Below are 17,067 nucleotides of genomic sequence, written 5' to 3'. Positions count from 1 at the left end.
GGCCGGCGGGACCCACCCGGTAGCGACGACGTGGCGCCGGCACCGTCACCGAGCCGATGGCCACCGCCGGAGCGGCGGCCCGGGGCGAGCGGTCAGCTCCAGCGTCCGGTACGACCCAGCAGCAGCGCCGTCGCGGCCGTACCGGCGGTGGAGGTGCGCAGCACGGTCGCACCGAGGCGGTAGGGCCGCGCACCGGCCTCGGCGAAGGCCGCCAACTCCTCGGGGGACACGCCGCCTTCGGGGCCGACGACGAGCACGATCGAACCCTCGGTGGGGAGTTCGGCGGTGGCCAGGGGGGCGCTGCCCTCCTCGTGGAGGACGGCGGCGAAGGCGGCGTCCGCGAGGAGGGCGGCCACCTGCTGGGTCGTCAGCGGGTCGGCGACCCGGGGAAAGGTGAGCCGGCGCGACTGCTTGCCGGCTTCGCGGGCCGTGGCGCGCCACTTGGCCAGCGACTTGGCGGCCCGCTCGCCCTTCCACTGGGTGATGCAGCGCGCCGCCTGCCAGGGCACGACGGCGTCCACGCCGGTCTCGGTCATCGTCTCGACGGCCAGTTCGCCCCGGTCGCCCTTGGGCAGCGCCTGGACGACGGTGAGGGTGGGCGTCGGAGGGGCCTCGGTGCGGACGTCCGTCACCGTGACGGTCAGCCGGTCCTTGCCCTCGACCGCGGCGACCGTGCCCTCGGCGCCGGAGCCGGCGCCGTCCGTCAGCACGATGTCCTCGCCCACCCGCAGCCGCCGCACCGACACCGCGTGCCGGCCCTCGGGGCCGTCCAGGGTCAGCGAGCCGCCGGCCCGTACGTCCGCCATCGAGTCGACGAGGAAGACGGGGGCGGTCATGACGCGCTACCGCCTGCGGGGAGGTTCAACGCGGAGCGTGCGACGTCGAGTTCGGCCGACAGCACCTCCACCAGCTGCCCGGCCGGCAGCTCGCGCGCCATCCGGTGGCCCTGTCCGGCCCACAGCGCCATACCCTGCGCGTCGCCCGCCTTCGCCGCGGCCTTGCGCAGCCCGGAGGTGAGGTGGTGGACGGCGGGGTAGGCGGCCGGGGCGTACGGGCCGTGCTCGCGCAGGAAACGGTTGACCAGGCCGCGGGCCGGACGCCCGGAGAACGCCCGGGTCAGCTCGGTGCGGGTGAACAGCGGGTTGGTCATGGCCTGCTTGTGCAGGGTGTTGGCGCCCGACTCCGGCGTGACCAGGAAGGCCGTGCCGAGCTGCGCCATCGAGGCACCCACGGCCAGTACGGCGGCGATCTGCGAGCCACGCATCAGTCCGCCCGCGGCGATGATCGGGATCTGCACGGCCTCGTGGACCTGGGCCAGCAGGGAGAGGAGCCCGACGCCGGCGCCGGTCCCGTCGGCCTGTGGGTCGTCGCGGTGGGTGCTCTGGTGGCCGCCCGCCTCTATGCCCTGGACGCAGACCGCGTCCGCGCCCGACCACTGCGCGGCCTGCGCCTCGGCCGCGGTGGTGACCGTCACGATGGTGTACGTACCGACCTCGGCGAAGCCGTCGAACACGGCGCGGGAGGGGCAGCCGAAGGCGAAGGAGACGACCGGGACCGGGTCCTCGCGCAGGATGGCCAGCTTGGCTTCGTAGCCGTCGTCGGCGCCGCCGTAGGGGTCGAGTTCGGCGATCGGGCTCTCGTACCAGGTCGCTTCGCCCGCGAGTTGCTCGCGGTAGACCTCGACGGGGGCCGCATCGGCGAGGCTGGGCTGCGGCATGAAGAGGTTGACGCCGAAGGGGCGGCCGGTCAGCCCGCGCAGCTGTTTGATCTCCTGGTACATGCCGTCGGCGGTTTTGTAACCGGCGGCGAGGAAGCCGAGGCCGCCGGCCTCACTGACGGCGGCGGCGAGCTCCGGGCGGGCGGCGCCGCCCGCCATCGGGGCCTGCACGATCGGGTAGCGGCAGAGATCGGTCAGCGCGGTGGGCATGACCACATCGTGTCACGCCCACCGCCACGCCCCGAACCGGGGCCGGAGCACGCAGCGGGTGTCACCCGCTGCGGCTCCCGGGCGTCTACCGCCCGTTGAACGCGTCCTTCAACCGCGAGAACAGCCCCTGCTGTCCCGGCTGAAACTGCCCGGTGGGCCGCTCCTCGCCGCGCAGCTTGGACAGCCGCCGCAGCAGCTCCTCCTGCTCGGGGTCGAGCTTGGAGGGGGTCTGCACCTCGACGTGGACGATCAGGTCGCCGCGGCCGCCACCGCGCAGATGCGTCACACCGCGCTGGTGCAGCGGGATCGACTGGCCGGACTGCGTGCCGGGCCGGACATCGATCTCCTCGACTCCGTCGAGGGTCTCCAGCGGGCATTTCGTGCCCAGCGCCGCCGCCGTCATCGGGATGGTGACCGTGCAGTGCAGATCGTCGCCGCGCCGCTGGAAGACCGAGTGCGCCACCTCGTGGATCTCGACGTAGAGGTCACCGGCCGGGCCGCCGCCGGGGCCCACCTCGCCCTCGCCCGCCAGCTGGATCCGGGTGCCGTTGTCGACACCGGCCGGGATCTTGACGGTCAGGGTGCGGCGGGAGCGGATGCGGCCGTCGCCCGCGCACTCGTGGCACGGCGTCGGCACGACCGTGCCGAAGCCCTGGCACTGCGGGCACGGCCGCGACGTCATGACCTGGCCGAGGAAGGACCGGGTGACCTGGGAGACCTCACCGCGGCCGCGGCACATGTCGCAGGTCTGGGCGGAGGTGCCGGGCGCCGCACCCTCACCGCTGCAGGTCGTGCAGACCACGGCTGTGTCGACCTGGATGTCCTTGGTCGTGCCGAAGGCCGCTTCGCCCAGCTCGATGTCGAGCCGGATCATGGCGTCCTGGCCGCGGCGGGTGCGCGAACGCGGCCCGCGCTGCGAGGCGGTGCCGAAGAACGCGTCCATGATGTCGGAGAAGTTGCCGAAGCCCGCGCCGCCGAAGCCGCCCGCGCCACCGCCGCCGCCCGCCTGCGAGAGGGGGTCGCCGCCGAGGTCGTAGACCTGCTTCTTCTGCGGGTCCGACAGCACCTCGTAAGCGGCGTTGATCTCCTTGAACCGCTCCTGGGTCTTCGGGTCCGGGTTCACGTCCGGGTGCAGCTCGCGCGCCAGCCGGCGGAAGGCCTTCTTGATCTGGTCCTGCGAGGCGTCACGGCTGACGCCGAGGACCGAGTAGTAGTCCGTGGCCACTTTTACGACTCCGCGAGGATTTGTCCGACGTAACGTGCCACTGCGCGTACCGCTCCCATCGTTCCGGGGTAGTCCATGCGGGTCGGTCCGACCACGCCGAGTTTGGCGACTGCCTCGTCGCCCGAACCGTAGCCGACCGTGACGACCGATGTGGACGCCAGGCCTTCATGAGCATTCTCATGCCCGATACGTACGGTCATGCCCGAGTCCTTGGCCTCTCCGAGCAGCTTGAGCATCACCACATGCTCCTCGAGGGCCTCCAGCACCGGCCGGATGGTCAGGGGGAAATCGTGCCCGAAGCGCGTGAGATTGGCGGTGCCGCCGATCATCAACCGCTCTTCGGTCTCCTCCACCAGAGTTTCCAGCAGTACCGACAGCACTGTCGAGACCGTGCCGCGGTCGTCCTGCTCGAAGGACTCCGGGAGATCCTGCACCAACTTCGGCACATCCGCGAACCGGCGCCCCACGACCCGGCTGTTGAGCCGCGCCCGCAGATCCGCCAGCGACGTCTCACCGAACGGCGCCGGGCAGTCGATCAGCCGCTGCTCGACGCGCCCGGTGTCCGTGATCAGTACGAGCATCAGCCGGGCCGGGGCCAGCGACAGCAGCTCGACATGGCGGACCGTGGAACGGGTCAGCGACGGGTACTGCACGACCGCCACCTGGCGGGTGAGCTGCGCCAGCAGCCGGACCGTGCGGCCGACGACGTCATCGAGGTCGACGGCGCCGTCGAGGAAGTTCTGGATGGCCCGCCGCTCCGGGGAGGACAGCGGCTTGACGCCGGCCAGCTTGTCGACGAAGAGGCGGTAGCCCTTGTCCGTGGGGATCCGCCCGGCGCTGGTGTGCGGCTGCGCGATGAACCCCTCGTCCTCCAGGGCCGCCATGTCGTTGCGGACCGTGGCCGGGGAGACGCCCAGCTGGTGGCGCTCGGTGAGGGCCTTGGAGCCGACCGGCTCCTCCGTCCCGACATAGTCCTGGACGATGGCACGCAGTACTTCGAGCCTGCGTTCACTGAGCATGGTGCGCACCTCCAGTCCTGCTGCGTCGCCGTCTCGTCACTCCTGGCACTCACGCGGGCCGAGTGCCAGACCCGGAAGCCCAGTGTACGGCCGGGTAGCACAGCTCCGGCAAGGGCGGCCGCGATGAACGGCCGTCCGATGACTGTGATCGACCGTTCTGGCCGGTCTGCCGGGCAACGCTATCGCGAGGGAGCTAGCGTCTCGGTATGCACAGTGCTTGGGAAGAGGCCGGGTGGGAACGGCTCGGTGACGGAGTCGCCCGACGCCGGATGCCGGGCTGGGACGAGACCGTCGGCGTGATCGCCGGATCGACCGGGGTGATGATCGTCGACACCGGCGCGACCCTGCGCGACGGCGCCGATCTGCGCCGCGCCATCCGCGGCGTGCTGGGCCGGGAAGTGACGCATGTCGCGCTCACCCACCCGCATTTCGATCATGTGCTGGGCACCGCCGCCTTCTCCGGCGTCGAGGTGTTCGGCGCCGCGGGACTCGCCGATCTGCTGCGGCGCGAGGGGGACGAGCTGCGGCGGGACGCGGTACGGCACGGCGTCGGCCGGGAGGCCGCCGCGGAGGCCGCCGACCTCCTGGTCGGCCCGCACCATCACGTGCACGGCGAACTGACCGTCGACCTCGGCGACCGGCAGGTCCTGCTCGCCAATGTCGGCCCCGGGCACACCGCCCACGATCTGGCCGTCCTCGTACCGGGCCGGGGCGGCGCCCGCGAGATCGTCTTCTGCGGCGACCTGGTCGAGGAGTCCGGCGAGCCGAGCGCCGGACTGGACGCGATGCCCCAGCAGTGGCCGGCGGCCCTGGACCGCCTGCTGTCCCTCGGCGGCGAGGAGGCGGTGTACGTACCGGGGCACGGCGCCACCGTGGACGCGGCCTTCGTACGGGCGCAGCGCGACGCCCTCACCGTTCGCTTCGGCACGCCGCCGTCCCCCTGACCACCCGCCCCACTACCGACGCCACGAGAGAACCGGACCCATGCGCAGCAAGCAGTACGGCCCCGACCTCACCCCGCCCTGGAAGAAGCAGCGCCCGGCCCCCGAAGTACCGGCCGATCCCGACCTCGTCGTCGAAGAGGTCACCACCGGCTTCTGCGGCGCCGTGATCCGCTGCGAGAAGTCGGCCGAGGGCCCGGTGGTCACCCTGGAGGACCGCTTCGGCAAGCACCGGGTCTTCCCGATGGCGCCGCGCGGCTTCCTCCTGGAGGGCCGCGTCGTCACCCTCGTCCGCCCGCAGAGCGGCCCGGCGCCGGCCGGTCCGGCCCGTACCGCGTCCGGCTCGCTCGCCGTGCCCGGCGCCCGCGCCCGGGTCGCCCGCGCCGGGCGCATCTACGTGGAGGGGCGGCACGACGCGGAGCTGGTCGAGCGGGTGTGGGGCGACGACCTGCGCATCGAGGGCGTGGTCGTGGAGTACCTGGAGGGCATCGACGACCTGCCGGCGATCGTGCGCGGCTTCTCCCCCGGCCCGGATGCTCGCCTCGGCGTCCTGGTGGACCATCTGGTGCCCGGCTCGAAGGAGTCCCGGATCGCGGCCGAGGTGACCGGGGAGCATGCGCTGGTGGTGGGCCACCCGTACATCGACGTGTGGGAGGCGGTGAAACCGTCGTCGGTGGGCATCGCGGCGTGGCCGCGCGTCCCGCGCGGGCAGGACTGGAAGACGGGGGTGTGCCGGGCGCTGGGCTGGCCGGAGAACACGGGGGCGGCGTGGCAGCGGATCCTGGGCTGCGTGCGGTCCTACAAGGACCTGGAGCCGCAACTCCTCGGGCGGGTGGAGGAGTTGATCGACTTCGTTACCGGCTGCCCGTGACCGGGGACGACAGCGGGAATCCGGCGGCAGCCAGCTCGAAGCCGAGGTGGTCCAGCGGAACGGGGTACCCGAACCCGCTGGTCCGGCTCACCGCGTAGTCGGACTCCGCACCCCGACGAGCGGTCAGTCCACCAGATCCCGCACCACGGCGTCGGCCAGCAGCCGCCCCCGGAGGGTCAGAACGGCCCGGCCGTCGTCGTACGGCCCGCGCTCCAGCAGCCCGTCCGCCAGCGCCCGCGCCGCCGCCCTCGCCCCGGCCGGGGCGAGGAGGGAGAGCGGACAGCCGTCCACCAGCCGCAGCTCCAGCAGAATGCGCTCCACCCGCCGGTCCTCGTCCGGCAGGATCTCGCGGCCGGCGCCCGGGGAGCGGCCCTCGGCCAGGGCCTGGGCGTAGGCCCCGGGGTGCTTGACGTTCCACCAGCGGACCCCGCCGACGTGGCTGTGGGCCCCGGGGCCGGCGCCCCACCAGTCGGCACCGGTCCAGTAGAGCTCGTTGTGGCGGCAGCGGGCGGCGTCGGTGGTGGCCCAGTTGGAGACCTCGTACCAGGTGAACCCGGCGGCGGCGAGGCACTCCTCGGCGATCAGATAGCGGTCGGCGTGGACGTCGTCGTCGGTCATCGGGACCTCGCCGCGGCGGATCCGGCGGGCGAGCTGGGTGCCCTCCTCGACGATCAGGGCGTAGGCGGAGATGTGGTCGGGACCGGCGCCGAGGGCCGCGTCCAGGGAGGCGCGCCAGTCGTCGTCGGTCTCGCCGGGGGTGCCGTAGATCAGGTCGAGGTTGACGTGGTCGAAGCCGGCGGCGCGGGCCTCGGCGACGCAGGCTTCGGGGCGGCCGGGGGTGTGCGTGCGGTCGAGGATCTTCAGGACGTGCTGCCGGGCGCTCTGCATGCCGAAGGAGACACGGTTGAAGCCGCCCGCGCGCAGCTCGGCGAGGTAGCGCGGATCGACGGACTCCGGGTTGGCCTCGGTGGTGATCTCGGCGCCCGGGGCGAGGCCGAATTCGTCGCGGATCGCCGCCAGCATCCGGCCGAGGTCGGCGGCCGGGAGGAGGGTCGGGGTGCCGCCGCCGACGAAGACCGTCTCGACGGGCCGCGGGTCGTCGCCGAGCACCTTGCGGGCCAGCCGGATCTCCTCGACGACGTGGTCGGCGTAGTTGTCGCGGGAGGCCAGGGCGCCGCCGGAGCCGCGCAGCTCGCTGGCGGTGTAGGTGTTGAAGTCGCAGTAGCCGCAGCGGGTCGCGCAGTACGGCACGTGCAGATAGAAGCCGAGGGGCCGGTCGGCCGCCCCCGTCAGCGCATGACGGGGCAGCGCCCCGTCCTCGGGCATCGGCTCACCATCAGGCAGTGCGGAAGGCATGGGGTCCATTGTCCGTCATGGGAGCGGCGGCCCGGACGGGTCCGCCCCGCTCCCCCCTTCCGCCGCCCCGGCGGCCTGGAGCACCAGCAGCGCCAGGTCGTCGTCCGGCGGCGTCGGCGCGAAGGCGTGCACCGTGCTGCGGATGTGCTCCGCGACGGCGGTGGCGCCCAGCCCCCGGCAGGCGGCGAGCGCGGTGGCCAGGCCGTCCTCGTCGTCGAACAGGCGCCGGCCCGAGCGGCGCTCGGTCACGCCGTCGGTCACGCACAGCAGCGTCTCCCCGGCGCAGAGGTCGAAGGACTCGCTGACATAGGCCGCGTCCTCGACCACGCCCAGCAGCATCTGGGGCGCCGCGGCCACGCGCACCGCGCCGTCCGCGCCGAGCACCAGCGGCAGTGGATGGCCGGCGCTGGCGAGCGTGCAGCGGGCCCCGCCGGAGCCGCCGTGGTACGGGACGATCTCGCCGTACAGCAGGGACAGGAAGCGGGCCTGTTCGCCCTCGTCGCGGATCTCGACGGGGGCCTCGGCGCCCGCCCCGGCCGCCGCCACGGCCGCCGCGACCGCCGCGACGGAGTCCGCGGCCTCCCGGGCCATGGTCTTGTTGAGGCGGTCGAGGACGTCGGCGACGCCGAAGCCGTCGCGGGCCAGCAGCCGGAGCACGGGGCGGGCCAGGCCCGTCACCGCCGCGGCCTCGGGGCCGCTGCCGCAGACGTCGCCGAGGGCGAAGCACCAGCGGCCGTCACCGGCGTCGAAGAGGTCCCAGAAGTCGCCGCCCGCCCAGGCGCCCTCGCGGGGTTCGTAGACCACGGCCGACGCCACCCCGGGCACCTGGGCGCGGCCGCGGGGCAACAACCGGCGCTGCAGGACCTGGCTGATGCGCTCCTGCCGGCTGTAGGCGCGGGCGGTGGCCATGGCGCGGGCGACCCGGCGGCACAGGTCCTCCACCAGGCCGACCACCTCGTCGGGGAACCGCAGCAGCCCGGCCCGGCCGAGCAGCAGGGTGCCGAGCCGCCGGCCGCCGGCCACCAGCGGGCAGGCCAGGGACGCGCCCCCGGGGCCGTAGCCGCCGGGCTCCGGCGGCCAGGGCCAGCGGACGGCGACGGGCGTGCTGCTCAGGCCGGTGTCCCCGCCGGACACCGGCGGCGGGTCCTTCTCCAGGGCGACGCGCAGCGAATCGATCCGGCTCTCGCTGGAGTGCCAGACGCGGGCGAGCCGCTGCGCCTCACCGTCCGCCTCGATGCCGCGCCCGGGCGCCCCGCCGTCGCCGTCGCAGAGCCACACCGCGCACCAGTCGGCCAGCCGCGGCACGGCCAGCTGGGCGGCGAGGGAGGCGACCTGGTCGGCGTCGAGCTGGCCGGAGAGCAGATCGGACGCCTCGGCGAGGAAGGAGAGGGCGCCGCGGTGCACCCAGTCGCCCTCGGAGGTCTGTCGGACGGCGCGGCGCGGGGTGGGTGCCAGGAGCTCGGCGGCCCGCAGCCCGCGCTGGAGCAGTTGGTTGTCGTAGACGCCGTCCGGCTCCGGCCGCGCGTCGGCGGACAGCCGGAACCACACGGTCTTCATGGCGCGGCGGTAGGTGATGCCCCAGGACTCGGCGACCGCGCTGATCAGCTGGAGCCCGTGGCCGCCTCCGTCGGGCGCCGGGGCCTCCTCACGGGCGCGCACCGGCCGGGCCGGGTGGTGGTCGGAGACCTCGACGACGACACCGGCCCGCTCCGGCGCGGCCGCGTCGCCGGGGTCCGGCCCCGGGTGCGGGTACGGGTACGGGTCGGGGTCCCCCGCCGGGGCCGGGATCGCGTACGGATCCGGCCCGGCCGGCGGTTCCAGCCGGCAGCGGAGTTCGACGGCGGTGCCCGCGTGCACCACGGCGTTGGTGACCAACTCGCTGACCAGCAGCACCGCTTCGTCGGCGAGGCGGTCGGTGAGGTCCTGGGAGCCGGGCAGCCGCTCGGCCGCCCACTCGGTGAACACGGCCCGGACGAACTGCCGGGCGGCGGCCGCGGCCCGCGGGTCACCGGGCAGACAGGCGGCACGGGAGTGGGGGTGTCCGCCACGGGAGCCGCCGCCGGCCGGGGTGCGCGCCGCGGCGGCGCCGCCGGTGACGTCGTCCGGTGGTGATGAAGTTGTCGTCCTCATTGACCAACTCCCGAGCAGCTCCGCATCAGCGCCGGATGCGCCACCGACAGAGTGACAGACCGAGCGCGTCCATAAGCGCGGAGTCACGGAAGTCGGTGCCCAATGGGGGGTGATTCGGCTGACCCTCCAGGGGAGTTGGCCGGCGGGTCCGGGCCGCGCCCGGGGCAGCCCGAGGGGCCGGGCGGCGGGCGGCCGGCGGCATGGTCCGGGGCGGCGCTACGTCGCCCCGGACCATCGCCCGCACCCGGGCCGCCCGCTACGCCTCGCGGCTGCCGGCGTACATCTCCTCGAGCAGGTCCTTGAATGCCCGCTCCACCACCGGCCGCTTGACCTTGAGGCTGGGGGTCACCTCGCCGTGCTCGATGTCCAGGTCACGCGGCAGCAGCCGGAACTTGCGGATCTGCTGCCAGCGCTGCAGGCCCTCGTTGACCCGCTCGACGTAGCCGTCGATCAGCTCGCGGACCTGGTCGGTGGCGACGAGCTCGGCGTATCCCTTGGCGCCGAGGCCGTGCTCCTTCGCCCAGGTCATGATCGTCGGCTCGTCGAGGGCGATCAGCGCGGTGCAGAAGTTCCGGTTGGCGCCGTGCACCAGCACATTGGAGACGAACGGACAGACCGCCTTGAACTGGCCCTCGACCTCGGCCGGCGCGATGTACTTGCCGCCGGAGGTCTTGATCAGGTCCTTCTTGCGGTCGGTGATGCGCAGATAGCCGTCCGCGGACAGTTCGCCGATGTCGCCGGTGTGGAACCAGCCGTCCGCCTCCAGCACCTCGGCGGTCTTGTCGGGCAGGCCGTGGTAGCCCTGCATGATGCCGGGGCCGCGCAGCAGGATCTCGCCGTCCTCGGCGATCCGCACCTCGGTGCCGGGCAGCGGCTTGCCGACGGTGCCGGTGCGGTAGGCCTCGCCGGGGTTGACGAAGCTGGCCGCGCTGGACTCCGTCAGGCCGTAGCCCTCCAGGATGTGGATGCCGGCGCCGGAGAAGAAGTAGCCGATCTCGGGTGAGAGCGCGGCCGAGCCGGACACCGCGGCGCGCAGCCGGCCGCCGAAGGCCTCGCGCAGCTTGGCGTAGACGAGCGCGTCGGCGACCTTGTGCTTGGCCCCGAGCGCGAAGGGCACCGAGGTGCTGCCGGTGCGCCGGAAGTTGTCCTGCGAGGCCTTCGCGTACTCGCGGGCCACCTCCGCCGCCCACTGGAAGATCTTGTACTTCGCGCCACCGCCCGCCCGGGCCTTGGCCGCGACGCCGTTGTAGACCTTCTCGAAGATCCGCGGCACGGCGGCCATGTACGTCGGCCGCACGATCGGCAGATTCTCGATGATCTTGTCGACCCGGCCGTCGACGGCGATCACCTGGCCGGTCGCGATCTGCCCGGCGGTGAGCACCTTGCCGAAGACGTGTGCCAGCGGCAGCCAGAGGTACTGCACGTCCTCCGCGGTGACCAGCCCGGTGGACTGGATCGCGCGCGCCATGTACGACCAGCAGTCGTGCGGCAGCCGCACGCCCTTGGGGCGGCCGGTGGTGCCCGAGGTGTAGATCAGCGTCGCCAGCTGGTCGGCGCGCAGGGCGGCGACCCGGTCGGTGACGCAGTCGGGCTCGGCCTGGAGTTGGGCGGCGCCGCGCTTCTCCAGATCGGCGAGCGAGAGCACCCAGCCGTCGGGGTCACCCTCGGCGGGCTGGGCGGCCGCCTCGTCGATGACCACGACATGTGCGAGCCCGGGGAGTTCGGCGCGATGCTCGCGGGCCTTGGCGAGCTGCCCGGCGTCCTCGGCGATCAACACCCGGCTGCCGGAGTCGGCCAGGATGTAGGCCGTCTCCTCGGTGTTGGTGCTGGGGTAGACCGTGGTGGTGGCGGCGCCGGAGCACAGCACACCGAGGTCGGCGAGGATCCATTCGACGCGGGTGTTGGCCGCCAGCGCCACCCGCTCCTCGGGCTCGATGCCCAGTGCGATCAGGCCGGCCGCGATGGCGTGCACCCGCTGCGCGGCATCGGCCCAGGTGAGCGACTTCCAGTCGTCGGGGCCGCCCCCCGAGGCCGGGGGGACGGGATAGCGGTAGGCCTCGGTATCGGGCGTGGCCGCCACCCGCTCCAGGAAGAGGGTCGCCACCGAGGGCGGCCGGTTGTCGATCAGCGTGTGGGTGTCCGTCACGGCATCCTCCGGGGCCCGCTTCGTTGCTGGTGACTCGCGAGTAACCTTTGAGCAGTGATCAGACTAGAGCGCGTGGCGCCGACACGTAAGGGGCTGCGGCCGACTCGTTGACGATGTGACCAGTGCGATAGGTGCGCAAGCACGCACATCGCCCGCCGACGCGCTACGCCGAGAGCAAAACTCCAGGTCACAGGCCGTATCGCGGTATGCACGGAACGATTACGCAACGTCCCGTGGAGCCCGGGGACGCACGCCGCATACACGCCGGTACCCACCCGGACAGACGACAACGGACGACAGGGCGCCGCCCCCCGAGGAGCGACGCCCTGCCCGTGTCACCGCCGGCGGCTACTTCTTCTTGTCGCCGTCGTCCGAGGACAGCACCGCGATGAAGGCATCCTGCGGAACCTCCACGCTGCCGACCATCTTCATCCGCTTCTTGCCTTCCTTCTGCTTCTCCAGCAGCTTCCGCTTACGGGAGATGTCACCGCCGTAGCACTTGGCGAGGACGTCCTTGCGGATGGCGCGGACCGTCTCACGGGCGATGACCCGGGCGCCGATGGCGGCCTGGATCGGCACCTCGAAGCCCTGCCGCGGGATGAGCTCGCGCAGCTTGGCGACCAGCCGCACGCCGTACGCGTACGCCTTGTCCTTGTGGGTGATCGCGGAGAACGCGTCCACCTTGTCGCCGTGCAGCAGGATGTCGACCTTGACCAGCTCGGAGATCTGCTCGCCGGTGGGCTCGTAGTCCAGCGAGCCATAGCCGCGGGTCTTGGACTTGAGCTGGTCGAAGAAGTCGAAGACGACCTCGGCGAGCGGCAGGGTGTAGCGGATCTCGACCCGGTCCTCGGAGAGGTAGTCCATGCCCAGCAGCGTGCCGCGGCGGGTCTGGCACAGCTCCATGATCGCGCCGATGAACTCGCTCGGCGCCAGCATCGTGGCCCTTACGACCGGCTCGTGCACCCGGTCGATCTTGCCGACCGGGAACTCACTGGGGTTGGTGACGGTGTGCTCGGTGCCGTCCTCCATGTCCACCCGGTAGACGACGTTCGGCGCGGTGGCGATCAGGTCGAGGCCGAACTCGCGCTCCAGGCGCTCCCGGACGACCTCGAGGTGCAGCAGGCCGAGGAAGCCGACGCGGAAGCCGAAGCCCAGGGCCGCGGAGGTCTCCGGTTCGTAGACCAGGGCGGCGTCGTTGAGCTGGAGCTTGTCCAGCGCCTCGCGCAGCTCCGGGTAGTCCGAGCCGTCCAGCGGGTACAGCCCCGAGAACACCATCGGCTTGGGGTCCTTGTAGCCGCCCAGCGCCTCGGTCGCGCCCTTGTTGAACTGGGTGATCGTGTCGCCGACCTTGGACTGCCGGACGTCCTTCACACCGGTGATGAGGTAGCCCACCTCACCGACGGACAGCCCGTCGGCCGGCTTCATCTCGGGGGAGTTCGTCCCGATCTCCAGCAGCTCGTGCGCCGCGCCCGTCGACATCATCCTGATGCGCTCACGCTTGCCGAGCGTGCCGTCGACGACCTTCACGTAGGTCACGACACCGCGGTAGGCGTCATAGACCGAGTCGAAGATCATCGCGCGGGCGGGGGCGTCCTTCACGCCGACCGGGGCCGGGACCTCGCGGACCACCCGGTCCAGCAGCTCGGGCACGCCGACGCCGGTCTTGGCGGACACCTTGAGGACGTCACCGGGCTCGCAGCCGACGAGGTTGGCCAGCTCGAGGGCGAACTTCTCGGGCTGGGCGGCCGGCAGGTCGATCTTGTTGAGCACGGGGATGATCGTGAGGTCGTTCTCCATCGCCAGGTAGAGATTGGCGAGGGTCTGGGCCTCGATGCCCTGGGCGGCGTCGACGAGGAGGATGCAGCCCTCGCACGCGGCGAGGGAGCGGGAGACCTCGTAGGTGAAGTCGACGTGGCCCGGGGTGTCGATCATGTTGAGGATGTGGGTGGTACCACTGTCCTCCTCGCCCTCGGACGGCGCCCAGGGCAGTCGGACCGCCTGGGACTTGATCGTGATGCCGCGCTCGCGCTCGATGTCCATGCGGTCGAGATACTGCGCGCGCATCTGCCGCTGGTCGACGACACCGGTGAGCTGGAGCATCCGGTCGGCGAGCGTCGACTTGCCGTGGTCGATGTGCGCGATGATGCAGAAGTTACGGAGGAGAGCCGGGTCGGTACGGCTCGGCTCCGGCACGTTCGTAGGGGTCGCGGGCACGCAGGGTCCATTCAGTGAACGCGGGTAGGCGGGACTCGGGTGTATGACGTCTCCCCCATCGTCCCATGAGCGGGGGGCGCGGTCCGGTTTGGGCGGTCTGTGAACGGCGCCGGCCGGCCCCCGGGAGGCGTTCCCCGTGCGACCGGGGCACCGTTTTGGGGCGCCACGGGCCCTGCTGGTAGCCTGGTCCACTGCGCTTCGTGCCCTCTCTCGTACGAGGCGCAACTCGAAACTCCAACCTGAAAAGGCTCTTTCGTGGCGAACATCAAGTCCCAGATGAAGCGGATCAAGACCAACGAGAAGGCTCGTCAGCGCAACAAGGCTGTCAAGTCCACTCTCCGCACCGCGATCCGTCGCACCCGTGAGGCCGTGGAGGCCGGTGACCTGCAGAAGGCCACCACCGCCCAGGCCGAGGCTGCCAAGAAGCTCGACAAGGCCGTCAGCAAGGGTGTCATCCACAAGAACGCCGCCGCCAACAAGAAGTCGGCGCTGGCCAAGAAGGTCTCCGGCCTCAAGGGCTGACCCTTCGATCGACCGACTGCCGCACGGCAGTCCCCTGCCGACAGGGATCCAGCGGCCCCTCTCTCCGCTCCCTGACCGGTGCACCACCGCGCCGCACACGGCCTGCGTTCGCCACGCGGGTGCGGCGCACCCGGCCCGGCGGCTTCCGCCGACCAGGCCGCGCATGCTTGATACGGATGCCCCGCCACGCTCCTTCCCCGGAGCGGAGGCGGGGTTTTTCGTTGCCCGGGAGGGGTCCGCGGCGGACGCTTGTCCGCTAATCTTCGGGCATGTCGCTCTCGGGGGAACAGAACAACCCAGACAACCCTTATGCCGCACCAGGCGCATCCAACGTATCCGGCGCACCCAACGCATCCACTCCGCCCGCCGCTCCCGCCGCGTCCGACACACCTGCGACAGCCGGCGCACCTGCCGCGGTCGGCGCACCCGGCACTCCGGGCGCGCCTGCCGCTCCCGGCGCACCACAGGCCGGTGCCTTCGGGCCGGTGCACGGCGACTACGGAATCCAGGCGCCCGGCGGGTACGGAGCGCCGGCACCGGGGGCGTACGGCTATCCGCCGCTGCCGCCGGCGCTGCCGGGCTCGGCGGGCGGCACGGGCCGTGGCGTGTCCGGGTGGGTGTGGGCCGTCCTCGGAGCGGTCGCCGCCTCCGCGGTCTGGGGCTCCGTGCTGTTCGCCACCGGCGCCTTCTCCTCGGAGCCGGACCCTGATCTGGCGGGCTACGCGTACACCGACAACCTGTGCGCGGACGTCGCGCTGACACCGTTCAAGAACGCCGACTTCACCGTCGAGGAGAACGGCAGCACCGGCTCGACCGCCACCGCCAATCCCCAGCACAGCGGTTCCCAGCAGAAGTCCGTGGACACCATGTGGTGCAACGTCACGCTGAAGGGGCAGAGCACGAGCAGCTCCGCGTACTCCTCGACCTGGCTCTACAACACCGCGACCCTGCACCGGCGGAGCGACCCCGGCCCGGAGTTCGCAGCCGGCTACCGGGCGTACGAGAAGCAGGCGACCACGGTCGACTACCGCGTCGAGCCGGTCACCGGCATCGGCGACGAGGCGTATCTGGTGACCCAGAAGGGGACCGACGGCGGCACCAGCAACACATACATGATCCTCGGCGTGCGGGACGGCTGGATGACGTATCAGTCGACGTGGTCGAACTACACCTCCAGCACCACCACCGGCACCCAGCCGACCGGCGACGAGGTGGCGACGATGCTGAAGACCAGCGCGCGGGACACCCTGGAGCAGCTGCGGACCGCCGCGCACCGCTAGGGGGTGTCGTTCGGATCAGGTCCTGGCCAGGGATGGCGACACACTCGCCGGCGTCTCCTCCGGCTCCGGGCGTGGCTCGGCCCGCGGGCTCCGCAGTCGGACGGTCAGCGATGCGAGCGGGCCGCGCGGGCGATGGCGACGACGGCCTTCTCCAGGGCGTACTCGGGGTCGTCCCCGCCGCCCTTGACGCCCGCGTCGGCCGCGGCGACCGCCCGTAGCGCCGTGGCCACGCCGTCCGCCGACCAGCCCCGCATCTGCTGCCGCACCCGGTCGATCTTCCACGGCGGCATGCCCAGCTCGCGGGCGAGGTCGCCGGGGCGGGCGCCGCGCGGGGCGGAGGCCAGCTTGCCGATCGCGCGGACGCCCTGGGCGAGCGCGCTGGTGATCATGACGGGGGCGACGCCGGTCGACATCGCCCAGCGCAGCGCTTCCAGGGCCTCGGCGGCACGGCCCTCGACGGCGCGGTCCGCGACCGTGAAGCTCGACGCCTCGGCCCGGCCGGTGTAGTAGCGCGCGACCACGGCTTCGTCGATCGTGCCCTCGATGTCGGCGGTCAGCTGCGAGCAGGCCGAGGCCAGCTCGCGCAGATCGCTGCCGATCGAGTCGACCAGCGCCTGGCACGCCTCCGGCGTCGCGGAGCGCCCCACCGCGCGGAACTCGCCCCGGACGAACGCCAGCCGGTCCGCCGGCTTGGTCATCTTGGGACAGGCCACCTCGCGCGCGCCGACCTTGCGGGCGGCATCGAGCAGGCCCTTGCCCTTGGCGCCGCCGGCGTGCACCAGGACGAGCGTGATCTCCTCGGCGGGCGCGCCCAGATACCCCTTGACGTCCTTGACGGTGTCCGCCGAGAGGTCCTGCGCCCCGCGCACCACCACGACCTTGCGCTCGGCGAAGAGCGAGGGGCTGGTGAGCTCGGCGAGAGTGCCGGGCTGCAGCTGGTCGGAGGTGAGGTCGCGGACATCGGTGTCGGCGTCGGCGGCGCGGGCGGCCGCCACCACCTGCTGCACGGCACGGTCGAGGAGCAGGTCTTCCTGGCCCACGGCGATCGTGACGGGGGCGAGCGGGTCGTCGTGAGCTGTCTTCCTGGCCATCGCGGTCCAGCATCCCACGGCCCACCGACACCGCCGTCCCGGCCCACGCTCCCGCTGCCGCTCCCGCTGCCCGACAATGGTGCGGTGAGCGATGCACAACACCTACGACATGTCCTGGTGCTGCCCGACCGCGATGCGGCGGAGGAGCTGGCGGAGCAACTGGCCGAGGACTTCGGCCTGGCCGAGGAGCCCCAGCTCCTGCGCGACGCGCTGGCCGGCGAGGACGACGCGGAGGACGCACAGTGGCTGGTGGTGGTCGAGGACCCGACCGCAGCCCTCGACCCGGCGCATCTGGACGGCCTCGCGGCGGCATACGAGGGCTGGCGCGAGGCGGAGTAGCGCCTG

At 72.5% G+C, this 17,067-nt stretch carries 14 protein-coding genes; 5 read left to right on the top strand and 9 right to left on the bottom strand.

From position 1 onward, the window contains the following. Positions 1–92 precede the first annotated feature (92 nt). The 4 genes from ACGFML_RS11375 to hrcA form a co-directional block, all read right to left on the bottom strand. Positions 93–836, bottom strand: coding sequence for a 16S rRNA (uracil(1498)-N(3))-methyltransferase (locus ACGFML_RS11375; RefSeq protein ID WP_393542385.1), 744 nt, complete (start codon positions 834–836; stop codon positions 93–95). Continuing rightward, positions 833–1,927 (bottom strand): nitronate monooxygenase, encoded by a 1,095-nt coding sequence (locus tag ACGFML_RS11370; RefSeq protein WP_393542383.1) that lies wholly within the window; start codon positions 1,925–1,927, stop codon positions 833–835. The genes ACGFML_RS11375 and ACGFML_RS11370 overlap by 4 nt, the downstream gene beginning before the upstream one ends. 85 nt (positions 1,928–2,012) lie before the next feature. After that, on the bottom strand, positions 2,013–3,152 hold the full coding sequence (gene dnaJ, locus ACGFML_RS11365; protein WP_393542381.1) for a molecular chaperone DnaJ: 1,140 nt from the start codon (positions 3,150–3,152) through the stop codon (positions 2,013–2,015). A 2-nt stretch (positions 3,153–3,154) separates the two neighbouring features. Next, positions 3,155–4,171 (bottom strand): heat-inducible transcriptional repressor HrcA, encoded by a 1,017-nt coding sequence (gene hrcA, locus ACGFML_RS11360; RefSeq protein ID WP_393542379.1) that lies wholly within the window; start codon positions 4,169–4,171, stop codon positions 3,155–3,157. Positions 4,172–4,377: 206 nt separating this feature from the next. Between hrcA and ACGFML_RS11355 the strand changes: the two genes are divergently transcribed. After that, positions 4,378–5,115 carry an MBL fold metallo-hydrolase gene (locus tag ACGFML_RS11355; protein ID WP_393542378.1) on the top strand — a complete coding sequence of 246 codons (738 nt, stop codon included), beginning with the start codon at positions 4,378–4,380 and terminating at the stop codon, positions 5,113–5,115. A gap of 40 nt (positions 5,116–5,155) precedes the next feature. Then, positions 5,156–5,983, top strand: coding sequence for a DUF3097 domain-containing protein (locus ACGFML_RS11350; protein WP_393542376.1), 828 nt, complete (start codon positions 5,156–5,158; stop codon positions 5,981–5,983). 123 nt (positions 5,984–6,106) lie between these two features. On the opposite strand, the gene hemW is transcribed toward ACGFML_RS11350, so the two are convergent. The 4 genes from hemW to lepA form a co-directional block, all read right to left on the bottom strand. Then, on the bottom strand, positions 6,107–7,339 hold the full coding sequence (hemW, locus tag ACGFML_RS11345; RefSeq protein WP_393542375.1) for a radical SAM family heme chaperone HemW: 1,233 nt from the start codon (positions 7,337–7,339) through the stop codon (positions 6,107–6,109). A 15-nt stretch (positions 7,340–7,354) separates the two neighbouring features. After that, positions 7,355–9,469 carry a SpoIIE family protein phosphatase gene (locus tag ACGFML_RS11340; protein ID WP_393542373.1) on the bottom strand — a complete coding sequence of 705 codons (2,115 nt, stop codon included), beginning with the start codon at positions 9,467–9,469 and terminating at the stop codon, positions 7,355–7,357. Positions 9,470–9,725: 256 nt separating this feature from the next. Beyond that, complete coding sequence (locus ACGFML_RS11335) at positions 9,726–11,615, bottom strand: AMP-dependent synthetase/ligase (protein ID WP_393542371.1); 1,890 nt, start codon at positions 11,613–11,615, stop codon at positions 9,726–9,728. 348 nt (positions 11,616–11,963) lie between these two features. After that, positions 11,964–13,829 (bottom strand): translation elongation factor 4, encoded by a 1,866-nt coding sequence (gene lepA / locus ACGFML_RS11330; protein WP_393542369.1) that lies wholly within the window; start codon positions 13,827–13,829, stop codon positions 11,964–11,966. A 255-nt stretch (positions 13,830–14,084) separates the two neighbouring features. On the opposite strand from lepA, the gene rpsT reads away from it, so the two are divergent. Both rpsT and ACGFML_RS11320 read left to right on the top strand, forming a co-directional pair. Further along, positions 14,085–14,351 carry a 30S ribosomal protein S20 gene (rpsT, locus tag ACGFML_RS11325; RefSeq protein ID WP_393542367.1) on the top strand — a complete coding sequence of 89 codons (267 nt, stop codon included), beginning with the start codon at positions 14,085–14,087 and terminating at the stop codon, positions 14,349–14,351. A gap of 485 nt (positions 14,352–14,836) precedes the next feature. Then, on the top strand, positions 14,837–15,631 hold the full coding sequence (locus ACGFML_RS11320; protein ID WP_393542365.1) for a hypothetical protein: 795 nt from the start codon (positions 14,837–14,839) through the stop codon (positions 15,629–15,631). A 104-nt stretch (positions 15,632–15,735) separates the two neighbouring features. On the opposite strand, the gene holA is transcribed toward ACGFML_RS11320, so the two are convergent. Further along, positions 15,736–16,722 carry a DNA polymerase III subunit delta gene (gene holA, locus ACGFML_RS11315; RefSeq protein ID WP_393542364.1) on the bottom strand — a complete coding sequence of 329 codons (987 nt, stop codon included), beginning with the start codon at positions 16,720–16,722 and terminating at the stop codon, positions 15,736–15,738. Between the two features lie 84 nt (positions 16,723–16,806). Between holA and ACGFML_RS11310 the strand changes: the two genes are divergently transcribed. Beyond that, positions 16,807–17,061: a hypothetical protein gene (locus ACGFML_RS11310; protein ID WP_393542362.1), complete on the top strand. Its 255-nt coding sequence runs from the start codon at positions 16,807–16,809 to the stop codon at positions 17,059–17,061. Positions 17,062–17,067: the final 6 nt, after the last annotated feature.

Origin of the sequence: Streptomyces sp. NPDC048650 (genome assembly GCF_043199095.1) — a bacterium.
In the GTDB taxonomy this organism is placed as follows: domain Bacteria; phylum Actinomycetota; class Actinomycetes; order Streptomycetales; family Streptomycetaceae; genus Streptomyces.
This window is presented reverse-complemented; position numbering and strand designations above follow the sequence as displayed.